Raw genomic sequence first — 24817 nt, forward strand, 5'->3', positions numbered from 1 at the left:
GAATGACGAACGGCTTACGCCGCCTTGGACGACTCGAGGAAATCTTGAGCGAAGCGTTGCAGAACGCCGCCCGCCTCGTAAATAGACACCTCTTCCGCCGTGTCGAGGCGACAGGTGACAGGCACTTCGAGCGTTTCGCCGTTCTTGCGGTGGATGAGCAAAGTCAGGGTGGAGCGCGGGGTGCGCTCGCCGACGACGTCGTAGGTTTCGCTGCCGTCCAGGCCCAGGGTCTTGCGGTTCACGCCTGGTAAAAACTCCAGCGGCAAGACGCCCATGCCCACCAGGTTGGTGCGGTGGATGCGCTCGAAGCCTTCGGCCACGATGGCTTCCACGCCGGCCAGACGCACGCCCTTGGCGGCCCAGTCGCGCGAGGAACCCTGTCCATAGTCGGCGCCGGCGATGATGATCAGGGGCTGCTTGCGCTCCATGTACACCTCGATGGCTTCCCACATGCGCGAAATCGTGCCTTCCGGCTCGATGCGCGTGAGCGAACCTGCCTTCACCTTGCCATCTTCGATCACCATCTCGTTTTTCAGGGTCGGGTTGGCAAACGTGGCGCGCTGCGCCGTCAAATGGTCGCCCCTATGCGTGGCGTAGGAATTGAAGTCTTCCTCGGGCAAGCCCATCTTCGCCAGATATTCGCCGGCCGCGCTATCGAGCATGATGGCGTTCGATGGCGACAAATGGTCGGTGGTGATGTTGTCGCCCAGGACGGCCAGCGGACGCATGCCTTTCAAGGGGCGTGCGCCGGCCAGCGCGCCTTCCCAGTACGGTGGCCGGCGGATGTACGTCGTCTGCGGGCGCCAGTCGTACAGGGGACTGACCTTGATGCCGTCGTCCGCCTGCGCGGCGAACATCGGAATGTACACCTTGCGGAACTGCTCCGGCTTGACGCTGGAGGCAACGATGGCGTCGATTTCCTCGTCGGACGGCCAGATATCCTTGAGCAGGATTGGCTTGCCGTCCGGGGCGATGCCCAGCACATCCTTTTCGATGTCGAAGCGGATGGTGCCGGCGATCGCGTACGCCACCACCAGCGGCGGCGAGGCAAGGAAAGCCTGTTTCGCGTATGGGTGGATGCGGCCGTCGAAGTTGCGGTTGCCTGACAAAACGGCCGTGGCGTACAGGTCGCGCGACACCACTTCGTCCTGGATCACCGGGTCGAGCGCGCCCGACATGCCATTGCACGAGGTGCAGGCAAACGCCACCACGCCAAAGCCCAACTGTTCCAGTTCAGGCAGCAGGCCCGCTTCCTGCAGATACAGTTCCACGGTTTTCGAGCCGGGCGCCAGCGAGGACTTGACCCACGGCTTGCGCGCCAAGCCGAGGCGATTCGCATTGCGCGCGATCAGGCCGGCGGCGATCATATTGCGCGGATTGTTGGTGTTGGTGCAGCTGGTGATGGCGGCGATGATGACGGCGCCGTCCGGCATCTTGCCCGGCTCGTTTTCCACCACGCCAGAGATCCCGCGCGCGGCCAATTCGGAGGTCGGCACACGGTTGTGCGGATTCGATGGCCCGGCGATATTGCGCACGACGGACGACAGGTCGAAGCTCAAGACGCGCTCGTATTGCGCGTCGACCAGGCTGTCTGCCCACAAGCCAGTCTCTTTTGCGTACAGCTCCACCAGTTTCACCAATTCGTCGTCGCGGCCCGTCAGTTTCAAATACTTGATGGTTTGCGCGTCGATGTAGAACATGGCGGCCGTGGCACCGAATTCCGGCGCCATATTGGAAATCGTGGCGCGGTCGCCCAGCGTCAGGTGCGATGCACCCTCGCCAAAGAATTCCAGGTAGGACGAGACCACCTTCTGCTTGCGCAGAAATTCCGTCAGCGCCAGCACGGTATCGGTGGCCGTGATGCCCGGCTGCGGCTTGCCCGTCAGCTTGACGCCGATGATGTCGGGCAGGCGCATCCACGAGGCGCGGCCCAGCATCACGCTTTCCGCTTCCAGGCCGCCCACGCCGATGGCGATCACGCCCAGCGCGTCGACCATGGGCGTATGCGAATCCGTGCCCACCAGGGTGTCGGGATAGGCCACGCCATCCTGCACCTGGATCACGGGCGACATGCGCTCGAGGTTGATCTGGTGCAGGATGCCGTTGCCCGGCGGGATCACGTCGACGTTTTTAAACGCCTTTTTGGTCCAGTCGATGAAGTCGAAACGGTCTTCGTTACGGCGATCTTCGATGGCGCGGTTCTTGGCGAAGGCATCGGGATCGAAACCACCGCATTCGACGGCCAGCGAATGGTCGACCACCAACTGCGTGGGCACCACCGGGTTGACCAGCGCGGGGTCGCCACCCTGTGCCGCGATGGCGTCGCGCAAGCCGGCCAGGTCGACCAGGGCCGTCTGGCCCAGGATGTCATGGCAGACGACGCGGGCGGGAAACCACGGGAAATCGAGGTCGCGGCGGCGTTCGATGAACTGGCTCAGCGAAGCGTTCAGAGTGGCAGGGTCGCAGCGGCGCACGAGGTTTTCGGCCAGCACGCGCGAGGTGTAGGGCAAGGTGGCGTAGGCGCCTGGCTCGATTGCATCGACGGCGGCACGCGTGTCGAAATAGTCTAGCTGGGTGCCCGGCAAGGGCTTGCGGTGCAAGGTGTTCATCGGGGTAGTCATCGCTGCGCTCATTATTTGCGGTCCTTGATCGGCACGAATTCCAGGTCTTCCGGGCCCACGTAATTGGCGCTCGGGCGGATGATCTTGTTGTCGATGCGCTGCTCGATGATGTGGGCGGCCCAGCCCGAGGTGCGCGAAATGACGAACAGCGGCGTAAACATCGCCGTCGGCACGCCCATCATGTGGTACGACACAGCCGAAAACCAGTCCAGGTTAGGGAACATGTTCTTGATTTCCCACATCACCGATTCCAGGCGCTCGGCAATGTCGAACATCTTGGTGGAACCGGCTTCCTGCGACAGCGAACGCGCCACTTCCTTGATGACTTTATTGCGCGGGTCCGAAATCGTGTAGACGGGATGACCGAAGCCGATCACCACTTCCTTGTTGGCCACGCGCTCGCGGATATCGGCTTCCGCTTCGTCGGCATTGTCGTAGCGCTTCTGGATGTCCAGCGCCACTTCGTTGGCGCCGCCGTGTTTCGGGCCGCGCAGCGCGCCGATGGCGCCCGTGATGGCCGAATGGATGTCCGATCCCGTGCCGGCGATGACGCGGCTGGTGAAGGTCGACGCGTTGAATTCGTGTTCCGCATACAGGATCAGCGAGGTGTGCATGGCTTTTTCCCACGACGCCGACGGTTTTTCACCGTGCAGCAGGTGCAGGAAGTGGCCGCCGATCGAGTCGTCGTCCGTTTCCACTTCGATGCGCTTGCCGTTATGGCTGTAGTGGTACCAGTACAGCAGCATGGAGCCGAACGACGCCATCAGGCGGTCGGCGATGTCGCGCGCGCCCGGCGCGTTATGGTCGTCTTTTTCCGGCAAGGTGCAGCCCAGCACGGACACGCCGGTACGCATCACGTCCATCGGGTGGGCGGCGGCCGGCAGCGCTTCCAGCGCCAGCTTGACGGCCGACGGCAAGCCGCGCAGGGATTTCAACTTGGCCTTGTAGCCTTTCAATTCAGCGGACGTCGGCAGCTTGCCGTGCACCAGCAGGTAAGCGATTTCCTCGAATTCGCAGCTGTCGGCCACGTCCAGGATGTCATAGCCGCGGTAGTGCAAATCGTTGCCGGTCTTGCCGACCGAGCACAGCGCGGTATTACCGGCAGTGACGCCGGACAGGGCGACGGATTTTTTAGGCTTGAAAGTGGCGGCTTGCGGTGCGGTCATTGTATTCTCCAGAAGATGATTGTCAGTCCAGTGCGGCGGGCCTGGGCCTCCCACGGCCCGCTCTTGTATAGGTGATTATTTTTTCTGCGCGGCGAACAGCGCGTCGAGCTTTTGTTCGAAGTCGTGGTAGTTGATCGATTCATACAACTCCATACGCGTCTGCATGGTGTCGACGACGTTCTTTTGCGTGCCGTCGCGGCGCAGGGCGCGGTAGACGTTTTCCGCCGCCTTGTTCATGGCGCGGAAAGCCGACAGCGGATACAGGGCCAGGCCCACGTGGGCGCTGCGCAGTTCGTCCAAGGTAAACAGGGGCGTGGAACCGAATTCCGTGATATTGGCCAAAATCGGCACGTTGACGGCCTTGGCGAAGGTGGCGTACATGTCCAGGTCCGTGATCGCTTCCGGGAAGATCATGTCGGCGCCCGCCTCGACGCAGGCGACGGCGCGTTCCAATGCCGCTTCCAGGCCATCGACGGCCAGCGCATCGGTGCGCGCCATGATGACGAAGTTCGGGTCCGTGCGCGCATCGACGGCGGCCTTGATGCGGTCGACCATTTCTTCCTTGCTGACGATTTCCTTGCCTGGACGGTGGCCGCAGCGCTTGGCGCCCACCTGGTCTTCGATATGCAGGCCGGCCGCGCCAAACTTGATCATCGATTTCACCGTACGCGCCACGTTGAAGGCGGACGAGCCGAAGCCCGTGTCGGCGTCGACCAGCAGCGGCAGGTCGCACACGTCGGTGATGCGGCGGATATCGGTCAGCACGTCGTCCAGGCTGGAAATACCCAGGTCGGGCAAACCCAGGGAGCCGGCCGCGACGCCGCCGCCGGACAGGTAGATGGCTTTATAGCCGGCGCGCTTGGCCAGCAAGGCGTGGTTGGCGTTGATGGCGCCGACGACTTGCAACGGGGATTCTTCCTGGACGGCCTTGCGGAATGCGGCACCTGCGGAGTATTGAGTCATGTGTTCACCTTATGGGTTTCGGACGGTCCCGAATGTTTCACGGAGTGGCTATGAGCATCACTATTGCAAATGCCGTGCCAGGCCAGGGTGGCACGGCGAAAAACACGTGATGGCAGAGTGAAAGCCGGGGGCAATACGCCAGCGAGCGCTGCTGCAGGGCTGTCCCGCTAGGGAACAGCGATGTAACGTTTGACTTGTGCAGCGTTTCAATATTGTTTCATTATTCCATTTTGAAACAACTCATTGAAACATGCAACAGTGCTGACCGGCAAGGAGGGAAGCAGGCTGACGTGGCGCCAGCAACGCGCAAAACAAAAACAGCCGGCGAATGCCGGCTGCGGGAACACCAAGACTACGGGAATAGAAACTCAGGCCAGGCGCACCAGAGGATTGGCGATGATGTTGTCGATCTGGCGCACGGCCTCTTCGCAGGCGGCGGCAATGGCGCCCTCCTCATCGTCGCGCACGAATTGCATGGTCGAGCCTTCGAACACTTCCAGGCCTTCCGCGGTGGCGCGCTCGATGTCGCAACTGGCCGACCATTTTCCATCGGTGGTGGGCACGGCCAGGGGGACGATTTCCCAACCTTTATAGTGAATTTTAGAACTGCCTTCCATGGGGTGCCTCCTTCGTGACTGACTCAATAGTGGAAATCGTAGCATGAAGCGCAGCCGGCCGCGACGAGTTTCACGCGCCGGCCGTCGCCAGACTCATTTTCAGGCTAAACGATTTACCCTGGCTCAAGGACGCAGCAGATTATCCACTTCCGTCCTGGCCACTTCCACCCCAGCCGTGCAAGCCGTTTCGGGTGCCGCATAACCGCCCAGGGTGCGGCTGCGCGTAATCGCCTGCGCCTCGGATTCGCCTTCGCGCTGCAGGCGGTAGGTAAAATCCCATAAATCGTCATTGTCTTTCTGCGGTGTCACCGAAATCGTAAAACCGCGGTACTGTTCGCTGCGTACAGTGAGATCGTTCATGAATTCCTCCTTGAGAGAATGAGGTTACCATGCTGCAAGCGTCAGGGTGCGCACGGTAGTGGCGCGCATGGCCTGGTCACTTATCTGTTTTTCGCATGTCAAATCTCAATTTGCAGCATTTTCTGGCGGACTCTGGCGATATAATGCCCATCCCTGTCCGCTCCTTGCCCGTTCCTTGCCGCCGTGATGACTCCACAAATCCAAGCCTTCTTCGACCCTGCCACCGCCACCGTCACCTATGTTGTGTACGCAGCGGAGGGCCGGGACTGCGCCATCATCGATTCCGTGCTCGACTACGATCCCAAGGCGGGCCGCACGTCGACCACCTCGGCCGACAAGGTGATCGCCTTCGTGCGCGAACACGGCTTGCAGTGCCGCTGGCTGCTGGAAACCCACGCGCACGCCGATCATCTTTCCGCCGCGCCCTACCTGCAGCAGCAGCTGGGCGGCGATGTGGCCATCGGCGCCGCCATCCAGACGGTGCAGCAGGCGTTCGCCGCCGTCTACCACCAGGCTGACGCCAAGGCCGACGGCTCGCAGTTCGACCAGCTGTTCGCGCCCGACCAGGTGTTCCATATCGGCAAGCTGGAAGTGCGCGCGCTGCACGTGCCCGGCCATACGCCGGCCGACCTGGCTTACCAGATCGGCGATGCCGTCTTCGTGGGCGACACCCTGTTCATGCCGGACGTGGGTTCGGCCCGTTGCGACTTTCCCGGCGGCTCCGCTGCCCTGCTGTACCGCTCCGTGCGGCGCCTGCTGGCGCTGCCGCCGCAAACGCGGCTGTTCATGTGTCACGACTATCCGCCCAACGGCCGCGCGCCGCGCTGGGAAGTGACGGTGGCCGAACAGCGCGCCAGCAACATCCACTTGCGCGATGGCATCACGGAAGAACAATTCGTGGCCATGCGCACGGGCCGCGACGCCACCCTGGACATGCCGACATTGATCCTGCCCGCCATCCAGGTCAATATCAACGCGGGCAAGCTGCCCGAGCCGGAAGAAAACGGCGTGCGCTACCTGAAAATACCGCTGAACGCGATCTGATTTCCCCGGCGCTTCGGCCCGCCGCACCGCTTTTCTTGACACCACGCAAGTTCTCCCCCGGGCAATCCGCTTACAGTGCAGATTGCCTGAGTTCACTTGGGCGCCGCTTTTTCCTGATTAACACCGAAGGAACGCACGCATGGTTTCCGACGACACGCCAGGCGCCGACTGCATACTGCTGGCCGAAGCCGAAGGCACAACCTTGTTCAGCCACGCGCTGCTCAAGGCCGTCACGCGATTGCCGCGTCCCGGCATCGTCATCTTCGTGCACGGCGTCAATTCCGACGGCGAATGGTATGAGCAGGCCGAACAAGGCCTGTGCGCAGGCCTGAATGCGCGCCTGAAGCGCCGCGATGAGGACCTGGTAATCCCCGGCCCGGCCTCCGGGCAGATGAAGGCCGCCACTTACGCACGCGAATTGACGGATGACGGTTTCCTCAATCCCAAGCGCAACGCCACCACCTTCTTGCTGGCAGACGATGCCAATTCACCCGTAATCCGCTTTCGCTGGGGCTACAAGGCCAACGGCGAAGAGTTGCAGGCATTTGGCGACGGCATCTACCTCAACGAAAAGAATTACTGGGGCGGCGGGCCGTTCGCCAACGGCTGCAGCGCCCTGCCTGACCTGTGGAGCCAGGGCTTGTCGGAAGAACTGTTCCTGTGGATGCATATCCAGCACATGAACCCGACGAATGACCGGCAAGTGTATGCCTGCCCGCCGCGCCCGTATTTCGTGTTTGCCGCCTGGCGCCTGGCGCGGCTCGTCCAATCGATCAGGGCGTGCCAGCACGACGCACCCGTCACCATCGTCTGCCATAGCCAGGGCAATATGGTGGCCATGGCGGCCGCCTTTCTCGGCGAAACGCTGGGGCCGTCCGCCGTGGCCGACAGTTATGTGCTGTGCAATCCACCCTACAGCCTGCTCGATAGCAATTTCACGGAAAACTGGGTCAGCGGCCATTTGGAGGATGAGCATGGCAATACGGGCCGGCAAAAGTATGAAGCCCGCACGCAAACCTTGAAAGCGTTTTTCAACATCTTGCGCAACCGTTCGGCAATGCAGCAGGATGCCGCCTTTGTCGACGAGTGCAGCGCCAATCACAAGCCTGAACGCAAGCACAGCTATACGGCCGCGTTCGACCGCGCAGACTACGGTTTGCATGGCTCCACCTATGGCCGGGTCACCCTGTATTTCAATCCGCATGACCAGGTGATTTCCGCCACGCCCGTGCAGGGCATAGGCTGGCGCGGCATGTCGGCGCAGGAAATTGCCGAGTCGGGCGGAGACGGCGTCTTCACCCAGCGCGTGTTTGCGCAAAATCACCTTGTCGGCCTGGAAAATGAAAAGGACTACGATATCTGGCAGCGCAATGGCCAGCCCTTGACGCCGGACAGCCTCGATTTCTGGCACCCGCGTTCGCTGGTCGCCGAGTACTCTATCGAAAAGGGCATGCGGGCCAGCAAAGGCGTCGGGCGCAAGATACTGACCTTTTTGTTCGCGCCCATCGTCATCATTCTTGCCAAGGCTGCTGGCACGCGCATCAATGCCCTGCCGCCCAAGTCCTGGCTGCTGCCGATGAAGGCGCCCAAGCTGCCCGAGGCATTCCTGCCACACTCGAAGCGCTTTGCCGATACCAGCGAACGATTTGACGAAGACTGCGATGCCCCGGCCGACTCCCTGCACAAGGACCGCGCCGCCGAAGCCGATGACGCGTACGCGCCTTACCGTTCCCAAGGCAAGGGCGATGCGCAAGCCGAGGCGGCGCTGCGCTACGAACAAAATGGCATGCTGCGCATGCAGGCCAGGCGTGACGGCTGGGTCGAAAAAGGCAAGCCTGTGACGGCGGTGGACAAGCCGGAGGAGGCTTCCAAGGAATTCAATGCCTGGCGCAAAAACGAAATCCAGACCTACCTGGCCGCCAATATCGACACCCACGCCACCGATCACTCGACCATCATGACCAATCCCGCGCATGCGCAGAAGGCGCTGGCGTATGACGTGGCGGTGGGCGTGTGCACGATCAGGCAGGAGGCGTTGCGCGAATTAAGGGTCGCGGCGGATTGGAGCCTGTTGAAAGGCTCATCTTTCGAGTCTGGAGAGTTCTTTGAATACTACGACAATGGGACATTTAAAAATGTATCTTTATTTACATGGGCAAATGACAAAGACAGCCCTGCCAGAAAACCAAAAAGCATCGTTGACGAGCGCCAGAATGCCAGGCCTGCCGACCCTTCCACCAACTTTGCACTGAGGACTGACGGTGCGTAAGTTCATTGTCACGCCACGCCAGCGACTGGCCTGTGCGCTCGCCACATCTTTCATTGTCATTTGCCTTGCGCTCTGGATCAACTGGCAAAGCTATGCAGGTCACCAGACTATCCATTCACCTGGAGAACTCATGAAACAGTTCCTGGCGTTACCCATGCTCGCCGCTTTCTCCCTGTTTGCGCTATTGACGGCCTGCGCCGTGCAACCTGTGCAGAAGGAAGACGATCTCCCAAAAAACACGACCCATGCTCCCTTCCGGGCACAAGTGGTGGGCCTGCAATGGCTCAATCCACTGCAACGGCTCGACTATCCGACCGAGTGGCAGCTGCTATGGACGTTGGGATTGGCCAAGCCCAACAAGAATGACGATATGGTCAGGACGGATCCCAGGGGCTTCAGCACCTTGCAGGCCGTCGCCCCCATTGCTCACGATATCAATGGCAGGGAAACGTTCAAGGGTTATCACCATAAGTATCTGCGCGAGCTGATGACCAATTTCCACGACATTTATTATTCCAGCCCCACCTACTTCTACCACGTCTATCCCAAGGATAAAAAACAGAACTGGCGCGAACTGGCAGGCATCCGCGTCGAATATGCCCTGCCTGAAGGGAAATTCGATCTGGCAGAAGTACACCAATTCACGCAGCAAACCATCACCAACACCTTCAGCATCGGCAATGTCAATTTCCCCACCCTCTGGACCCGCGCCACGCCACCCGACGTGCGCATCACCCTGGGCGGCAACAATGCAGGCTTCGTCTCCCTGCAAGCGGCGCTGGCCTACCTGGAAGCGCATCCACAGCAAACCGTGTGGGTCATGAACTGGGATGCGCCGAGCCGGCCGAAAACCATGCAGATCAATGAAAACCTGGTGCTGCTCGTGCTGGCCGGCCCCGATTACAAGACGGAGCGGGCGGCGCTGGCGTGGATAGGCTATCCGGCCACGAAGAATGTGGCCGATTTTGAACTGAGCATGGACAAGCCCCCGCGCGCCGTGCAAGCCTGGCAGGCCGTATTTTCCGAAGCGGCGCGCCTTGGCGGCAAGACCGAGGCCGACATCGGCTACGTCATCCACGACGCCAACAATATCCGGCCCACCTCCTCCGACCGCCTGGGACAGCTGGCGCACGCGCTGATGCTGGAAGTGCCCGGCTTCGACTTCCTGCGGCAGACCTTCAATACGCCGGCACTGCTGGGTGAAATGGGCGCCGGCACGGCGCTAACCAATGTCGCCCTGGGTATCTCCCATGCGAACCACGTCGGCAAGCCGGTGCTGGTGGCGGGCACCAGCGATCCTGCCAGCGTCACGGGCGTGCTGGTCGCGCCACCGGACAAAATCCGGCCCATAGCCCTCGACAAGCCATGGTTCCGCGCGCGCGGCGAAAACCATGCGTATCTGCCATGGTGGGGCATCCGCCACGATGCGGCGCACGATATGCAGGGCTACTCAGATTAAAATCCGAAGTCTACACTCGTCACATGGCGTCGGACGCAATAACACAATGCAAATGATGCGTCTTCCGCCATGCCGGATCCCTCAGTACCATGTGGTGACCCTATTCGAGGATCAGCCACGCCATGCATTCACCGTCAAAACCCGTCCCGCCCGACCAGCAAGCCACCCAGGCCGGTAGCGTCACAATGCCCGTGCGCGGCGCGCTTGCCAGCCTGTCAATGGCGATGCTGCTGCCCGCGCTGGGCACCAGCATCGCCAACGTGGGCTTGCCCGACATGGCCAGGGCCCTGCACGCGCCGTTCCAGGATGTGCAGTGGATCGTGCTGGCCTATCTGCTGGCCATCACTGCCCTGATCGTCAGCGTGGGCCGCCTCGGCGACCTGGTCGGCCGGCGCCGCCTGCTGCTGACCGGCATCGCGCTGTTTGCGCTCGCCTCCATCCTGTGCGCCCTGGCGCCCAGCCTGTGGCTGCTGGTCGCCGCGCGGGCCCTGCAAGGCCTGGGCGCTTCCGTCATGATGGCGCTGACCATGGCCTTTGTCGGCAGCACCGTGCCCAAGGCGCAGACCGGCAGCGCCATGGGCCTGCTCGGCACCATGTCGGCCGTCGGCACCACGCTCGGCCCCGCGCTGGGTGGCTTGCTGATCGCCCGCTTCGGCTGGCAGGCCATTTTCCTCGTCAACGTGCCGCTGGCGGGCGTGGCCCTGCTGATGGCCTGGCGCTTCCTGCCGGCGGACCAGCGCGGCGCGCACGCCAAACGGCCCGTGTTCGACCACTGCGGCACCCTGCTACTGGCGCTGACTCTGGCCGCCTATGCGCTGGCCATGACCCTGGGACGCGGCCAGTTCGGCATGCGCAACGTGGCCCTGCTGCTGGCCGCCTGCGTGGGCGGCGCCCTGTTCGCCTACGTGGAACTGAAAGCGCCGGCGCCGCTGATACGCCTGGCGATGCTGCGTGCGCCCGTGCTCAGCGCCGGCCTGGCGACCAGCATGCTGGTGTCGACGGTCATGATGTCGACGCTGGTGGTCGGTCCCTTCTACCTCGCGCGCGGCCTGGGCCTGAGCACGGCCATCACCGGCATGGTGCTGGCGGCCGGGCCGCTGGTGGCGGCATTCTGCGGCGTGCCCTCCGGCTGGCTGGTGGACCGCTATGGCGCGCAGCGCATGGGCGGCGCGGGCCTGTGCGGCGCGGCCGGCGCCTGCCTGGCACTGACCCTGCTGCCGGCCAGCCTGGGCATCCCCGGCTACGTCGCGCCCATCATGCTGCTCACGTCCAGCTACGCGCTGTTCCAGGCAGCCAATAATACCGCCGTAATGGGCGACATCGCTGCCGATCAGCGCGGCCTCATCTCCGGCATGCTCAATCTGTCGCGCAATCTCGGCCTCGTCACGGGCGCCTCCGTGATGGGCGCCATCTTCGCGGCCAGCGCCAGCGATATCGTCAGCGCCCAGCCAGCCGCCATGATCCGTGGCATGCACGCCAGCTTTGCCGTGGCCAGCGCGCTGATACTCGCCGCGCTGGCCATTTTCGCGCTCGGCCGCACCCTGAGCAGGGCAGGAGAACGCGAATGATGCGCGCCGCGCGATCCCGTTCCTGCGTGTCCCGCTACTGCTACTGGCCCTGGCCTGCCGCACCGGCAAGCTGCTGCCGGCGGTATCAGCCTGAGTTGATCCGGCCGGCGCAGGCATCGACCACGCAGCCGCGCAGCCAGCGGTGGGCCGGGTCGGCGTCCATGCGCGGATGCCACATCAGCGATACGGTCAGGTCGGGCATGCACAGTGGCAGCGCAAAGCTGAACATACCGGCGCGCAGGTTGCCGGTATGCCGTTCCGGCACGGTGGCGATCAGGTCCGAGCCGGCGGCCAGCGCCAGCGCCGCCGAAAAGCCGCCGACGATGCTGGCGATCGTGCGCTGCAGTCCCAGGGCGGCCAGCGCGTCGTCCATCGGTCCCGTATCCTGGTCGCGCCGCGCCACCAGCACATGCCCGCCTTCCGCGTAGCGCTCGGCGCTGATCTCGCCTTGCGCCAGCGCATGGCCGCTGCGCACCACGCCCACGAACCGGTCGCTGAACAACCTGCGCGTGCGCACTTCCGGGCTGGTGAAACTGCCGATCACGCCCGTCTCCAGGTCAATGCTGCCCTCGCGCAGCAGCACGCTTTCGCGGTCGACCTTTTGCACGAAGCGCAGACGCACGCCGGGCGCCTGCGCGCCGATATGCGCGAGCAGCGCCGGACCGAAATTTTCCACGAAACCGTCGCTCGAACGCAGCGTGAATGTATGCGCCAACTGGCGCGGATCGAGCCGTTGCGCCGGCCCCAGCACAGCCAGCGCCTCGCCCACCAGGTGGCCCACCCGCTCACGCAATTCCAGCGCGCGCGGCGTGGGCACCAGTTCACGCCCGGCACGCACCAGCAGCGGATCGCCGGTCGTCTCGCGCAGGCGCGCCAGGGCGCGACTCATGGCCGATGGACTCAGGCGCAAGCGCCGCGCGGCGCGCGTGACGCTGCCTTCGGCAAGCAGCACATCGAGGGTGATTAACAGGTTCAGATCGGGTAGCGACATGGTTTTACCTTGGCTTGAATTGCAGACGCCGAGTTGCTGGCGCCACCACCAGCGCCTACTCGCCCTGCTCCGGCGCGCGACCGATCTCGCCATCGATATTGGCCAGGAACCAGGCCAGCGACGACATCAGCGCCACGTTGCGCTTCAGGTTTTCCGGGTCGACCTTGTCCAGCGTGTCGGCCGGCGTGTGGTGGTAGTGGAAGTAGCTGTGGCTGTCGACCAGCGGCTCGAAACTGGGCACGCCACCCGTTTCCAGGCGGTGCAAATCGCCCGTGCCCAGTGCGTCGCGGCGCGTAAACGCGTGCGCGCCCATCGGCTGCAGGACGGCGCGCAGGGGTGCAAACAGCTTTTCAGACTTCGGCCCCACGCTGGCCAGGATGCCGAACGGGCGGCCGGCGCCGCTGTCCATCTCGATGGCCGCATACTGTTTGCCCAGCGCCTGCTTGTGCGCCTCGAAATAGGCCTGGCCGCCACGACCACCGTTTTCTTCGTTCATCCAGGCGATCACGCGGATGGTGCGGCGCGGACGGTAGTCGAGCTTTTTCAGCGTTTCCACCACGCCCATGGCCGCCACCACGCCGGCGCCATCGTCGTGCGCGCCCGTGGCCAGGTCCCAGGAGTCGAGGTGACCCGATACCACCACCACTTCATCTGCCTTGTCCGTGCCCGGCCAGTCGGCGATCACGTTGTAGCTGTCCGCCTCGGGCAGGTTTTGCGGCGTCAGTGTCAGATGCATTTGCATCGGGCCGCGCGCGGCAAGGCGGCCGATCAGCAAGGCGTCTTCCACCGTGACGGCGGCGGCGGGTATGCGTTTGTTCTCATCGAGGCCCGTGGCGCCCGCATGCGGGATGCGGAAGTTCGCGCCGCCGATCGAGCGCACCAGCGCGGCGGCCGCGCCCAGGTCGGCCGCCGCCTTCGGTCCATTGAAACGCAAGCGCGAACCCTGACCGTAAGTCACGCCGGCCAGGCCCCGCTCGGCCATCTCCTGGTCGAACGGCGTGTCGATCAGCACGATCGCGCCCTTCACTTGCGCCGCGCGCGCCTTGAGTTCTTCCAGGCTCTTGACGATGATGAGCGGCGCCGTCAGGCCGGCGGCCGGCGTGGCGCCCGAGCCGCCCAGGGCGGTCAGCACCACGCGCTGCGACACGCCCTGCGGACGGCCCGCGTAGTCGACGATTTCCGCCGTTTCCACGCCGCGCACCCAGTGCGGCACTTTCACGGGCTGCAAGGTGACACTGGCGCCCAGCTGGCGCATGGCGTCTGCCACCTGCTGCACGGCGGCAGCTGCGCCGGCGGAGCCGGAAAGGCGCGGGCCGATCAAATCGGTCATATCTGCCAGGCGCGCATACGCCCAGTCGCTTTGCAGCGCGGTGTCGCGCACCTGCGCCAGCGCTTGCGGCGTATTGCCCGGCGCGGCGGCAAAGGCGCCGGCGCTGACGATACAGCCAAGGGCAAGGGATAATGCGGAAAGGCGCAGCGGCGCGCCTGTCAGGATGCTATGCATGTGATTTCAGTTCCAGTCTACAAGGTCGAAGCGGGTACGCCGTGGCCATGGGCAAGGCGCGACTTTTTCTACGATAGCGTATTTATTCTGTCATTGCAGCAACTTTTACGCGATCAATTGCCTCTTTCCACCAGAGTCGATTACCATGCAGATCGTGATCGCTACCGGATACCGCCATGCTCAAGGGAACCCTCTGTACCGTCCGGCATTTGCAGGCCGCCGACCTGAACACCTATATTTCCCTCGTCAACGACCTGCCCTCGCGCGGCGAGTTTTTTTCCATGCAATTCAAGTCGCCCGAGGCCATGCGGCGCGACTTCTTGCAATCGGGCTTTGTCACCGAAGACAGCGAATTGTTCCTCATCGAGGACAAGGCCCAGCACATCATCGGCACGATCACCCATTTCAAGAGCCGCACGCCAGCCTCGCGCGAGATCGGTTACCGCCTGTTCGACCGGCAGCGGGACGGACAGGGCTACATCAGCGAAGCGACGCGCCTGCTGGTCGACTACCTGTTCAAGGCCTATGCGTATCACCGGCTGGAGCTGCTGATGGACCCATTGAACATCGGTTCCGAGCGCATTGCGCAAAAGAACGGCTTTACCGTGGAAGGCTTGATGCGCCAGGCCTTCTTTATCAACGGCGTGATGCGCGATGTCAAAATGTACAGCCTGCTACGCCCCGAATGGCAGGCGCGCATGCGCTGACTTGTTACCATCGGGGCAGGAATGTAAGAAGTTGTATTAGCCATGGAACAAGCTGGCGACAGCAGATATAGTCCAGTTCATGCAGATCATTGTGATCTCGCCGGAATGGAAGGAAATGCCATGTTGAACAAGAAACTCCTGGGTGCGGTAATGGTAGCGGCAGTGGCTGTGTCTTCGGCCGCAGTCGCCGGTGACCGCGACTTCAATACCGTTGCAGGCGCCGTCGTCGGAGCGGCCATTGGCAACAGCACCGGTGGCCGCAATGGCGCGATCGTCGGTGGCGTGCTAGGCGCCGCCGTCGGCAACAGCATCAGCACGAATGACCGCTATTATGACCGTGGCGGCTATCGCGGCGGCTACCGCGAAACCTATTATGCGCCTGCGCCGCAGCCCGTGTACTACGCCCCTGCCCCGCAACCGGTGTATTACGCGCCGCCACCGCGCTACTACGGCCCGCCGGCTGTCGTCTACGTGCAACCGGGGCGCGGCTATTACCGCGACCATGGCCGCCGCGACTACTATGACCATGGCCGTGGCCACGGCTGGGGGCATCGCCGTTAAGCACCGTCCTGCACCTGCACCATGAAAAACCTGCGCCAGCCTGCTGCCGCAGGTTTTTTGCAAGATAGGCAAGGTATCGCCCGTGCACAATATCGGCTAAGCTGAGTCCTATGATCAATATTACTGGCCGCCTGGACCGCACCACCCGATGCATTTAACTAAAGATGAGCTCGACTTCGGCCCCTGGCTCGATGCCGCCGCCGGCACCAGCGTGGGCGCCGGCCCCATGCAGCGGCGCGAAAACCAGGATAACTACCTGCTGATCGATGCCAGCGGCCACGCCGTCTGCCTGTCGCAGCAGGCGCCGTTCCACTGCCAGGTGCCGGGCTGGCCGCGCGGCCATGTGCGCGCCGCCGTGCTCGACGGCATGGGCGGCCACGGCCAGGGGCGCGAAGCGGCGGAAGCGGCCGTGCAAGGCTTGCTGGCCATGCCTGCCTGCCTCGATACGGCCAGCCTGGCAGCCAGGCTCGACGCGCTGCATACGCGCTTGCAGGACGGTTTCGCCAGGAGCACGCCCGCCCAGGCGCGGCCGCCCGGCACCACCCTGACCTTGCTGGAAGTACCGCCCGGCGAGGCGCCGCTGCTGTATCACGTGGGCGATTCGCGCCTGTATGAAATTGCCGACGGGACGGCAAGCGTGCTCACCGTGGACCACGTGCCGGCCACCGTATATGCCATGCGCGGCGCACTCGACGAGACGCGCTGGCATGCCTCCGTGCACGGCGAGCACCACCCGCAAATCTCGCAGGCTTTTATTTTAGGCAACGCCATCAGCGACAGCTTGCAACTCGACAAGCCCCTGCGCGGCCTCGATGCGGCCAACTTGCCGCCCTTCCTCGCCCACCTGGGCGACCGTCGCGTGCTGCGCGTGCGCCCTGGCGCCCACTACTTGCTGGCCAGCGACGGTTTCTGGGCTTGCGAGGACCCGCTGGCCCTCACGGCCCGCTGGCCCGCCCTGTGTACCGGCAAGACGGCGGCACAGGCCATCAAAGCCCTGTTCGACGATTTCCTCGCCGATCCGCCACAAGGCTTGCATAGCGACAACATTACCATGCTGGCGCTGCGCTTCGATGCAGAATTTACCGTCCCAGGCGGCTAGCCGCCAGATAACCGGCCGTCGCCGACAGGGCTGACAAGGCGGCTCCCCAGGCCATGTCGATCACTGTCAAGGTCAGCGGCCAATCGCGCAACGTCGCATAGTTGCTCAAGTCGTAGGTGCCGTAGGCGAGCAGTCCGAGCAATGCGCCCAGCGCTGCCGCCGTGCGCCCGCGACGCGCGCGCAGGCCGGGCAAGATGGCGAAGACCAGCAGTCCCGTCACGTACAGCAGATAAAACAGGATAGCCGGTGCCCAGCGGGGCGTGTCCGCCAGCAGCGGCCCCAGCGCTGCAGAGTACACGGGCTGCATCAGCACCGCCAGCCACAGGGCATCGATAGCAAGAAATACGCACAAGGTGGCGCCATAGGCGATGGCAATCTGAAGTGGGCGTTGGGCTGGCATGGTCATCTTTCGGCGTCAATCGGCGTGTGTGAGAAGGGGGTGGCTGCGTCAGCATAATCCAAAAGCCTGTCAGGCTCACATCGCGGGCGTAAAAATACGCGCCTTGAAGTGTATGCACCTATTACGTATCAAAATAACATATCAAGAAAGATATACAGTGTTCTTTTGAGAAACAGTTTCCACGGCATGCATCAGGAAGTGTGACCAGGCGCATGAATTTGGACAAAAAGAGCGCGTTGCGCCGCCGCGGAAGTTGCCAAGCAGGCGCAAAAGCGCGTAAGCTCTCATGTATAACAGAGGGAAAAAGTTCCCCGCTCGATTCGAGTCAGAATGTCATGAAAAAATGCAGTAACCCGGAGCACCCGCACTGTACGTTCTGGGTCTTGCCTGGGGAAACAGTCTGCGCGGGCAACCACCCGCAAACGACGACCGCCCCCAGCAGCTACGCCCTGTTGACCGCACTGCGCAGCGCCCGTTCCGAGCCATCGGCAACGGCGCTTCCGCACGCGCCAGCCCATGACGCTGTCTTGCACGCCGCGAGCCGCCCTGCGCCTGCCTCTGCCGTACCTCCGACCTTCATGCCAGCGGCCCCGCCAGCGGCGCCCCCGACCTACCAACTGGCGCAAGCCCATTTGCACATCAGCGGCTTCGATCCCCGCGCGGCAGGCGGACGCCAAACCCTGAAAATGGAATTGCGCGGCATGAGCGCCGCCTGCGCGCCGCAACTCACCTTGCGCCTGCGCTCGGACCTGATTCCGCGCGGCCAAGTGCAGCATGATTTCGTGCGCACCACGCGCGGCGACTGGCGTCCCGTGTTTGTCGAGTTTTCCTCGCGCAACAAGGAACACGGGCAATACCAGATCGACGTCGAAGTGCACAGCCACGTCAACGGTGCCGTGGCGCAGAAATGGGTCTGCACCTTCGTCATCCTCGTGCCGCGCCGCGACGCCACCCTGACGGAAATCCACCAGATATTCCTCAGCACGCACAAGAACGTGCGCGTGATGGCGGACGACGCCTCGATCGCCCGCGTCACGGGCGGCGATGGCTGCAACCTCGACGTGACGGCGCGCAATGCCGGCATTGCCCACGTCGATTTGTCCGCCCCGCAAGGCAAGATCGACATGGGGTTTACCACCATCGCCTGGGACGAGGAGTTGATCGAAGTCGACCTGCCTGCCGCCAGCCACTGCCATCCGCACCCGAGCCAGGCCGCCTGTCTCGTCAATGCGGCGCCGGAAGCGGGCGAACAGCGCCAGATCCGCCTGTTCGCGCTGGAAGAATGCATGCTGGGCCGCTTCGAACTGGTGGACCCGGAAGCCGATGTGCTGCTCAGCCATTTCAGTCCCGACGGCCAGGAAAACAATGGCTTGACGCGCCGCCTGTCAGGCCGCCACGCCATCATCCGGCGCGGCCAGCAAGGTTTTGAGATCGAGGATGTGTCGCGCTATGGCGTGCTGCTCGACGGCGTATGGCCCGGCAAGCACAAGCCCGTCGCCCTGCGCCTGGGCATGCGCATCGAATTGTCTGCCAGCATCAAGGGCATCGTCGTGCTCAGCGTCTCGGCCCTGCTTGCGCACGGCGTGATCCTGCACCGCATCGACCACGGCGCGCGCGCCGAATGCTTTTACCTGCTGCTGCCGGAAGCCCAGCCTTCGCCGGCCACCCACCTGGCTACCCCACAGGCCAGCTGCCTTCCGGTCTTGTTCCACCGCAATGGCGGTTTCTGGCACCTCGATACCGCCAGTGGCAAGGAAACAGCGCTGGCACCCGCCACAGCCCTGGATAAACTCAGCGGCTTCGCGCGGCACAAGCGCTTCGCCAGTGAACCGTATCCCGAATGCTGGATCATCCGCACCGAGGGTGCGGCGCTGTGCGATAGCAATGCCCTGATCGCCTGACCACGCCTCCGCTCACCGCGCTATTCGCTAGCGCGGCACCAGCAAGAGAAAGATCATCGACAGTCCAACTATAAACACCGCTTCCAGCGTAAACACGATGGCGGGAATCTGCAATTCGGGCGGGATTTTCATGGCAATACCTCCTCAAATCATGCGACTGCTTTCAGCATAGCGCCCCCTGCGCCAATTACATTATCAGCCGCACAACACACTTGACCGGCCAACATGACATGCCGAGTTCGCTGGCAAGGCCGTTCCGACACACAATTTAACAAATTATCGGCAGATATTCTGCAAATAGCGCCCCTCCACGCCCTTGCGTACTGTATATTCATCCAGTTAATATCCCTCGCATTTCACAAAGCGCCCGCACGGCGTTTTACATTTTCTATGGCTTCCAACAAAGCGCATCATGCGACCGGTTGGGCTGCCGGCGTGATCGCCGCAGCCCTGGTCGCGCACGCTGGCGCCGGCGGCCCCTATCAAGTGCTGAGCATGCTCGCCTTTGTCATGGGGGCACTGGGCGGCACAGCGCCCGACTGGCTGGAAGTGGCCTGGTGGGCGCGCACGCACCGGCTGTGGATCACGCACCGCACCTGGACCCACTGGGGCCTGGCCTGGATCGCCCTGCTCGTCTACTCCTACCTGCATTTGCCGCACCACCTGTGGGCGCCGCCCCTGTTCGGCTTCGCCGCCGGCGGCATCATGCATTTGCTGGCCGACTGGCCCAATCCGCTGGGCGTGCCGTGGATCTTTCGCCGCCACTCGCTGCGCTGGTGGAAAAGCGGCCGCCACGACATCATCGTCATCATCGCCGCCTGGCTGGCCGCCACCGTGGTGGCCGACCACGTGTTTTTTGACGGCATCCACTGGCAGCGCACCGTACTAGCGTTTGAGGGCTTGCTGCACTGGTCCTCCACTGCCCTGCAGCACGCTTGGGCAGATCTGCACCAATGGCAGTTGCGCTGGCGCCTGGGCGACGGCGCCAATTGACGCCGGTGCGGTGGCAATGTGAGGATGAGTATCATTCTCAAAAAGCCCAGCCAGCCGGCACCCCGCGTTCCGTCAGACCAGCTCTTCCCTTGCCTGGACAACGCAGTGAGTGCGGTCAGTCCCATCCATGCCATCCACCTGGAAACCCTGTACAGCGAGCACCACGGCTGGCTGTATGGCTGGCTGCGCGGCAAGCTCGGCAACCGGGCCGAGGCGGCCGACCTGGCGCAAGACACCTTCTTGCGCCTGCTGGGCAAGCGCCAGGCGGCGCCCCTGCGCGAAACGCGCGGCTATCTGGAAGCGCTGGCCCAGCAAGCCGAGCCAACATCGGCAGCGCAACCGCGCGGAGCTCGACCTGATCAATACCTGTTCGAATGGCACGGAATGCTATTTCTCGACAGGCAAGATGCGCAGTGCAGGAGCCGATGCGGAAATCAGCGGTGAAGTGGCGCCGGGCTGGAGCAATTGCTATGGCGAGCCGCGCAAGGCGCAACTGACCTTGCGCGCGCTTCTAAGCGCTGTCAGGTTGCCGGGCGCAGGGGTGCCTTCGGCAACGGGATGAATTCCGTCTCACCGGGCACTTGCCCCATGCGCTGGGCGCTCCAGTCGTCGGCCGCCTGCGACAAGCGCTCCTTGCTCGACGAGACGAAATTCCAGAACAGGAAGCGGTGGCCGTCCAGCGGCTCGCCGCCGATCACGACGAATTGCGCGGGACCGCTGCCTGCGGTGACCACCGGCACAGCGCCCGCTTGCACGGCGCCCACTTCCAGCAAGGCCATGGTGTGCGGCGCCAGCGCCACGCCATCGAGCAGCACTTCCCCGCTGATCGGATACACCGCCGCTTCCGCCGGCAAGCCCTCCAGGCGCAGCGCCTGGCCCGCCTCTAGCGCCACATCCAGGTACAAGGTCTGCATATAGGTGCGCACGGGCGACGTCTGGCCAAAGGCCGTGCCGATCAACACTTTCACCACGGCGCCATCGAGCGGCACGACGGGAATATCGGCCTGCGGCGTGTGCGTGAAACTCGGTTCATCTTCTTCATGCGCCTTCGGCAGCGCGGCCCACAGCTGCAAGCCATGCGTGCGGTGCGGTTGGCCCGCCAGGTCGTGCGGCGTGCGCTCGGAATGCACGATGCCGCGCCCGGCCGTCATCCAGTTGATGGCGCCCGGTTCGATGCGCTGATTGGAACCGATGCTGTCGCGGTGGTCGATCGCGCCCTCGAACAGATAGGTGACGGTGGCCAGGCCGATATGCGGATGCGGGCGCACGTCGTGGTTGGCGTCGGGCGCCACGTCGATGGGGCCGAAATGGTCAAAGAAAATGAACGGTCCGACGGCCTGCTTGACGGCCGAGGGCAGCAAACGGCGCACGACGAAGCCGCCGCCCAGGTCCTTTTCGTGGCTTTTCAGGATGGCCGCGCTCATGCCAGCACCGTCGTCACTTCAGTGGTGACAGCCGTCATCAATTTATGCAGCGGACATTTGCCGGCTGCGGCCAGCAATTCCTGGCGCTGCGCATCGCTCAAGTCACCGGTCAGGTGCAGGGTGGCGGCCAGCCGGTACACGCCCTTGCGCTCTTCGCTGGCATCGCGCTCGGTCGACACCTCCACGTGTTCCAGGGGAATGCCCTTGTGTTTGGCGTACCAGACGACGGTGAGCGCCTTGCAGGCCGAGAGGGCCGCGTCATACAGGTCATGCGGCGAGGGGCCGGCATCGGCGCCTCCTTCCGCCACCGAGGCGTCGGCGGAAATGATGTGATCGCGCACGTGCACGATGTGGCGCATGGCTTGCGACTGGTCGCGGATGGCTTTGATGGTCATGGCGTTCCTTGCTACGTTTGGAAAGCCACAATTTACACCGTTTGCCCGCTTTGCGCAGCCTGCTCCCCTGCTACCTGGTCATTTGATACGGAACAGGGCGTCGACCGTCTGCGTCCCCCTTCCCAAGGTCCGGCGCGACAAAGCCATACATCGTGGCGGCCTAATCGAGCGTGCGCGCCACGCGAAAACCCACGATATCGTTCGACAGCACGGTGGAAAAACCGTTGCGCAGGGCCGAGCGCAGGTAGCGCGGGTGGTACAGCCAGGAGCCGCCGCGCAGGATGCGCCGGCTGCTGTCGCTGCCCTCTTCCCAGGCGCTGCCATCGACGGGCGCGCCTTCGTAATTGTCATGCACCACGTCCTGCACCCATTCCCACACATTGCCATGCATGTCGAACAGGCCCCAGGGATTCGGCGCAAAGGTACCCAGCGCCGTGGTGCCGCCCCGGTACACGCCGCGCGGTCCGCCGTTGTAGACATACAGGCCGTCATAATTGGCTTGCTCGGTGCTGATCGTGTCGCCCACGTTGAAGACCGTGCGCGTGCCGGCGCGGCAGGCGTATTCCCATTCCGCTTCGCTGGGCAAGCGGTACTGCCGACCCGTGCGCTCGCAGAGCCACGCCAGATACAACTGCGCGTCATTCCAGCTCACGCCGACCACCGGGTGCTGCTCGCTCTGCACGAAACCGGGATTGTCCCAGTCCGTTTCGGAACCGCCCGCCCAGTCGGTCGCCTTGACGAAGGCACGCCATTCGCCCACGCTGACGGGGTGGCGCGCCAGCGCGAACGGGCGCTCGATGCCAACCCAGTGCTGCGGCTTCTCGCGCTCCAGCCAGGCCTGTTGCGAACCGGCCTGGATGGCCGCCTTGTGTTCCGTCTCGTGCGCGCCCATCTGGAAGCGGCCGCTGGGAATGAGCACCAGTTCCGGTCCCTGCCCCGCGCCATCGAGGAAGTCATCGCGCAAGATGCCTTCGGCATTGGCCACCGGTTCCACATCTTCCGGCACTGGCGCCGGCGGCGATGCCGGCGCAGGGACGGATGCGGCGGCGCGGCTGGCCTCTTCCCGGCGCGCCCGTTCCTGCTCGGCGCGATAGGCCGCCTCCGCCTTGGCGACGATGGCCTTGCGCTGCAACTCCTGATGTTCCTGCAGGGCCGTGGCGGCATCGGCTTCGCGGCGCGCGCGCAACTGGCCGCGCAGCGCTTCCTTGCGCAGCTTGCGCGCCTCTTCGGCTTCGAAATGGCGCTGCGCCTCCTGTTCGCGGCGCAGTTTGTCCTGCCGCTGCTTTTCCAGCGCGGCCGCCTGGATTTCCGCCTTGCGGCGCTGGTCCAGTTCCTCCTGGCGTATCCGGGCCCGCTTGATCTCTTCCTCGCGTGCCTGTTCGGCGGCCAGCGCCGCCTGCTTTTGTTGTTGCGCCGCGCGCACCTGCTGCTGGCGCGCCTGTTCCGCCAGTTCTTCGGGTGACGGCCCGGCGGCGCGCTCCAGCCCTTCCAGCAAGCCTTGGACCGATAACGGCCGCAGTTCTGGCGTCAAGGAAAAACCGTTCTGCAGCACTTGCCACTGCTGCGCGTTGAGCGCTGGCGGCTTTGAAGGCAAATGGCTGGCGCTGCGCGCATCGTCGAAGGGCATGCGTCCTTCGAGCATCTGGTAAATCATCACCGCCACCGCATACACGTCCAGGCGCGGGCTGGGCTGGCGCTGGTTGGCGCCTGCCTCGGGCGCCCTATAACCGTGCGTGCCCGCATTCGGCGTCTCCAGTGCCAGGCTGCTGTCCGCATTGCGCACGCGCGAGGCGATGCCGTAGTCGAGCAATTTGATGTCGCCCTTCGCCGTCAGGAAGACATTGCCCGGCTTGATATCGCGGTGCACCAGCTTGTGTTTTTCCCACGCATACGACAGGGCGTCGGCCACCGGCTGCAGCATTTGCTGCACGCTCGACAGTGGCAGCGCGCCCTCGCGCGCCAGAAAGTGCTCGAGGTCCTCGCCATCGAGGCATTCCATGATGATGAAATAGCTGGCCGTGGCCGGATCCTGCGCCCACTCATACACGCGCACGATGTTTTCATGCGCGAGTTTTCTCGCCTGTGTGGCTTCCTCGATCAGCAATTTCGCGTGCGTGGCGCTCTGCGTCAGCTGCGGCGGCAATATCTTCAGCGCCACCATTTCGCTGCTGCCCAATTCGGCGTGCGTGGCCAGGTCGGTGGCTTGCCACACCTGCCCCATGCCGCCCGTGCCGATCAGCCGTTCGAGCCGGTAGCGGCGGTTTTGCGGGCCGATTTCCTGGCCCGTCATGAAGCCCAGTTCCGTGCCCTGGCGCACGGGCAGCGGTGCGGCCACAGGGGCGGCGCCGGGCGGCGCGTACTCGGCGTCGAGGATGGCGTTCTTGCGGCGTTCAAATTCCTGTTCGCTGAGCAGTCCGTCGTCGTGGAGGGCGCGCAGTTCCCGCAGTTTGTCTCGTGCTTTTTGCATCATCGGGGGTGAAACGCTTCCATCAAGGCTGCAGGGCGACGCCGCAAGCGGCGCAGAATTTATCTTCGGGATGGCCCGCGCGCTGTGCATGGCCATTCTTGCAGCGCAACGCTACCGCGCCGGCGGCGCCGGGCTGCAGCGCCTGGGCCACGGCCACGCCCAGCTGCGCCTGCGCCGACAGGCCATGCGCGTGCGCCGCATTTTGCAAGTTGATCAAGTCGAGCTGCTGGCGCCGTTCACGTTCCGCCTGGCCTTCCAGGTAGTTGCGCTCCTGCGCCACGCTGTCCTGCGCCATGCGCAGCGCATCG

At 63.8% G+C, this 24817-nt stretch carries 21 protein-coding genes and 1 pseudogene; 10 read left to right on the forward strand and 12 right to left on the reverse strand.

What is annotated here, in order from left to right; all coding sequences use genetic code 11:
• Positions 1–14: 14 nt before the first annotated feature.
• From acnD to K0F85_RS00220, 5 genes are all read right to left on the reverse strand, one after another.
• A complete protein-coding gene (gene acnD, locus K0F85_RS00200; RefSeq protein WP_219114472.1) occupies positions 15–2609 on the reverse strand; it encodes a Fe/S-dependent 2-methylisocitrate dehydratase AcnD in 2595 nt (864 codons plus the stop codon).
• 23 nt (positions 2610–2632) lie between these two features.
• Positions 2633–3787 carry a 2-methylcitrate synthase gene (prpC, locus tag K0F85_RS00205; protein ID WP_219114026.1) on the reverse strand — a complete coding sequence of 385 codons (1155 nt, stop codon included), beginning with the start codon at positions 3785–3787 and terminating at the stop codon, positions 2633–2635.
• A gap of 75 nt (positions 3788–3862) precedes the next feature.
• The gene (prpB, locus tag K0F85_RS00210; RefSeq protein WP_010399154.1) at positions 3863–4750 is read right to left on the reverse strand and encodes a methylisocitrate lyase; all 888 of its coding nucleotides are present in this window, start codon (positions 4748–4750) and stop codon (positions 3863–3865) included.
• A gap of 368 nt (positions 4751–5118) precedes the next feature.
• On the reverse strand, positions 5119–5367 hold the full coding sequence (locus tag K0F85_RS00215; protein ID WP_219114027.1) for a hypothetical protein: 249 nt from the start codon (positions 5365–5367) through the stop codon (positions 5119–5121).
• A 123-nt stretch (positions 5368–5490) separates the two neighbouring features.
• Positions 5491–5727 carry a hypothetical protein gene (locus K0F85_RS00220; protein ID WP_219114028.1) on the reverse strand — a complete coding sequence of 79 codons (237 nt, stop codon included), beginning with the start codon at positions 5725–5727 and terminating at the stop codon, positions 5491–5493.
• 186 nt (positions 5728–5913) lie between these two features.
• Here K0F85_RS00220 and K0F85_RS00225 point away from each other — a divergent pair, with 186 nt between their 5' ends.
• From K0F85_RS00225 to K0F85_RS00240, 4 genes are all read left to right on the forward strand, one after another.
• A complete protein-coding gene (locus tag K0F85_RS00225; protein WP_219114029.1) occupies positions 5914–6771 on the forward strand; it encodes an MBL fold metallo-hydrolase in 858 nt (285 codons plus the stop codon).
• 139 nt (positions 6772–6910) lie between these two features.
• Positions 6911–9040 (forward strand): hypothetical protein, encoded by a 2130-nt coding sequence (locus K0F85_RS00230; protein ID WP_219114030.1) that lies wholly within the window; start codon positions 6911–6913, stop codon positions 9038–9040.
• 130 nt (positions 9041–9170) lie between these two features.
• Positions 9171–10499 carry a hypothetical protein gene (locus K0F85_RS00235; RefSeq protein WP_219114031.1) on the forward strand — a complete coding sequence of 443 codons (1329 nt, stop codon included), beginning with the start codon at positions 9171–9173 and terminating at the stop codon, positions 10497–10499.
• Positions 10500–10621: 122 nt separating this feature from the next.
• Complete coding sequence (locus K0F85_RS00240) at positions 10622–12067, forward strand: MFS transporter (RefSeq protein ID WP_219114032.1); 1446 nt, start codon at positions 10622–10624, stop codon at positions 12065–12067.
• A gap of 85 nt (positions 12068–12152) precedes the next feature.
• Here K0F85_RS00240 and K0F85_RS00245 read toward each other — a convergent pair whose 3' ends face one another.
• Together K0F85_RS00245 and K0F85_RS00250 are read right to left on the reverse strand one after the other, a co-directional pair.
• On the reverse strand, positions 12153–13058 hold the full coding sequence (locus tag K0F85_RS00245) for a LysR family transcriptional regulator (protein ID WP_219114033.1): 906 nt from the start codon (positions 13056–13058) through the stop codon (positions 12153–12155).
• A 55-nt stretch (positions 13059–13113) separates the two neighbouring features.
• A complete protein-coding gene (locus tag K0F85_RS00250; protein WP_219114034.1) occupies positions 13114–14562 on the reverse strand; it encodes a M20/M25/M40 family metallo-hydrolase in 1449 nt (482 codons plus the stop codon).
• 176 nt (positions 14563–14738) lie between these two features.
• On the opposite strand from K0F85_RS00250, the gene K0F85_RS00255 reads away from it, so the two are divergent.
• The 3 genes from K0F85_RS00255 to K0F85_RS00265 all read left to right on the forward strand — a co-directional run bounded on the left by K0F85_RS00255 (position 14739) and on the right by K0F85_RS00265 (position 16929).
• Complete coding sequence (locus K0F85_RS00255) at positions 14739–15269, forward strand: GNAT family N-acetyltransferase (RefSeq protein WP_219114035.1); 531 nt, start codon at positions 14739–14741, stop codon at positions 15267–15269.
• A gap of 120 nt (positions 15270–15389) precedes the next feature.
• Complete coding sequence (locus K0F85_RS00260) at positions 15390–15830, forward strand: glycine zipper 2TM domain-containing protein (protein WP_077406162.1); 441 nt, start codon at positions 15390–15392, stop codon at positions 15828–15830.
• Positions 15831–15978: 148 nt separating this feature from the next.
• Positions 15979–16929 (forward strand): PP2C family serine/threonine-protein phosphatase, encoded by a 951-nt coding sequence (locus K0F85_RS00265; RefSeq protein WP_219114036.1) that lies wholly within the window; start codon positions 15979–15981, stop codon positions 16927–16929.
• Here the strand turns inward: K0F85_RS00265 and K0F85_RS00270 are convergent.
• Positions 16910–17329 carry a DUF2177 family protein gene (locus K0F85_RS00270; RefSeq protein ID WP_219114037.1) on the reverse strand — a complete coding sequence of 140 codons (420 nt, stop codon included), beginning with the start codon at positions 17327–17329 and terminating at the stop codon, positions 16910–16912. The genes K0F85_RS00265 and K0F85_RS00270 overlap by 20 nt on opposite strands.
• A 335-nt stretch (positions 17330–17664) precedes the next feature.
• On the opposite strand from K0F85_RS00270, the gene K0F85_RS00275 reads away from it, so the two are divergent.
• The 3 genes from K0F85_RS00275 (at position 17665) to K0F85_RS00285 (ending at position 20667) form a co-directional block, all read left to right on the forward strand.
• A complete protein-coding gene (locus K0F85_RS00275) occupies positions 17665–19230 on the forward strand; it encodes an FHA domain-containing protein (RefSeq protein WP_257572423.1) in 1566 nt (521 codons plus the stop codon).
• 390 nt (positions 19231–19620) lie between these two features.
• Positions 19621–20223, forward strand: coding sequence for a metal-dependent hydrolase (locus tag K0F85_RS00280; RefSeq protein WP_219114038.1), 603 nt, complete (start codon positions 19621–19623; stop codon positions 20221–20223).
• Positions 20224–20328: 105 nt separating this feature from the next.
• Positions 20329–20667: a sigma factor gene (locus K0F85_RS00285; RefSeq protein WP_257572424.1), complete on the forward strand. Its 339-nt coding sequence runs from the start codon at positions 20329–20331 to the stop codon at positions 20665–20667.
• A 77-nt stretch (positions 20668–20744) separates the two neighbouring features.
• On the opposite strand, the gene K0F85_RS00290 is transcribed toward K0F85_RS00285, so the two are convergent.
• The 4 genes and pseudogenes from K0F85_RS00290 to K0F85_RS28450 all read right to left on the reverse strand — a co-directional run.
• On the reverse strand, positions 20745–21647 hold the full coding sequence (locus K0F85_RS00290; protein WP_219114040.1) for a pirin family protein: 903 nt from the start codon (positions 21645–21647) through the stop codon (positions 20745–20747).
• The gene (locus K0F85_RS00295; protein WP_219114041.1) at positions 21644–22042 is read right to left on the reverse strand and encodes an OsmC family protein; all 399 of its coding nucleotides are present in this window, start codon (positions 22040–22042) and stop codon (positions 21644–21646) included. Before K0F85_RS00295 ends, K0F85_RS00290 begins: the two co-directional genes overlap by 4 nt.
• Before the next feature lie 160 nt (positions 22043–22202).
• The gene (locus K0F85_RS00300) at positions 22203–24512 is read right to left on the reverse strand and encodes an SUMF1/EgtB/PvdO family nonheme iron enzyme (protein WP_219114042.1); all 2310 of its coding nucleotides are present in this window, start codon (positions 24510–24512) and stop codon (positions 22203–22205) included.
• 19 nt (positions 24513–24531) lie between these two features.
• Positions 24532–24817, reverse strand: a pseudogene (locus K0F85_RS28450) (hypothetical protein); the annotation flags it as partial.

This window comes from Janthinobacterium sp. UMAB-56 (genome assembly GCF_900095265.1).
In the GTDB taxonomy this organism is placed as follows: Bacteria; Pseudomonadota; Gammaproteobacteria; order Burkholderiales; family Burkholderiaceae_D; genus Janthinobacterium.